The sequence below is a fragment of the Methylobacterium iners genome, from assembly GCF_022179305.1.
Classification (GTDB): Bacteria; Pseudomonadota; Alphaproteobacteria; order Rhizobiales; family Beijerinckiaceae; genus Methylobacterium; species Methylobacterium iners.
The window spans coordinates 1-1011 of the sequence record NZ_BPQP01000147.1 but is presented as its reverse complement, the minus strand read 5'-3'; the positions used below and the strand labels follow the sequence as shown (position 1 = coordinate 1011).

1 protein-coding gene is annotated in these 1011 nt (G+C 62.1%); it reads right to left on the bottom strand.

The features are described from left to right. Complete coding sequence (locus MFF55_RS26245) at positions 1–951, bottom strand: IS481 family transposase (RefSeq protein WP_238247147.1); 951 nt, start codon at positions 949–951, stop codon at positions 1–3. Positions 952–1011: the final 60 nt, after the last annotated feature.

The following is a 1011-nucleotide window of genomic DNA, read 5'->3' as shown; positions in this document are numbered from 1 at the left end:
CTAGGTGTACGGTCCCGGGATGAGGTGTGACGGGTTGATCCTGAAGCGGTTTGGCTCTTTGGTCCAGGCGTTGAGGATGAACTCGGTGGGTGTGAGCCCGCGCAGGGTCTTGAGCCTGCGGGCGTGGTTGTAGGCATCGACGAACAGATGCAGGTGGGCACGAAGCTGGTCGTGGCTGTCGTAGTGGTAGCGCTTGACCGTCGCGTCCTTGATCGTGCGGTTCATCCGCTCGACCTGCCCGTTGGTCCAAGGATGGTTCACCTTGGTCAGGCGATGCTCGATACTATGCTCGTCGCAGACACGATCGAAGATGTGCTGGCAGTCCCAGATATCTTGGCGGCGTGAGGTGAACTGGATGCCATTGTCGGTGAGGACTGTGTGGATGCGGTAGGGCACCGCCTCAATGAGATCACGCAGGAACTGAGCGGCTTCCATCTTACCAGCGCTTTCCACCAGTCGCACGAACGCGAACTTGCTGGTGCGATCGATGGCCACGAACAGTCTGAGCTTGCCCTCGGCCGTGCTCACCTCGGCGATGTCGATGTGGACGTAGCCGATGGCGTAACTCGCAAAGCGCTGCTTCTTGGGCTTGTCGCCGTCGATCTCGGGCAGTCGGCTGATGCCATGCCGCTCCAGGCAGCGATGCAGCGAAGACCGGGTCAGGTGCGGGATCGTCGGCTGCAAGCCGTAGAGACAGTCGTCGAGCGGGAGCAGCGTGTGCCGGCGGAAAGCGACGATGATCGCCTCCTCCCCAACCGTGAGCACGGTGGAGCGCGGCTCCTTAGGACCCATCCGGGCATCCACCGTGGTCGCTCGCTTGCGCCACTTCTGCACCGTTGTCGGACTGATGCCGTAGCGCCTCGCCAGCGCCCTTACGCTCTCTTCACGTAACTGGATCGCGCGACGGACAGCCTCCGTCGTGGTGGCGCTTCCATGGAGAACCTGGCCCATAGCGCATCCCTCGCCGCATGGTGGTCAGTCGTATCACCACACCGCGGGATCAAACACCTA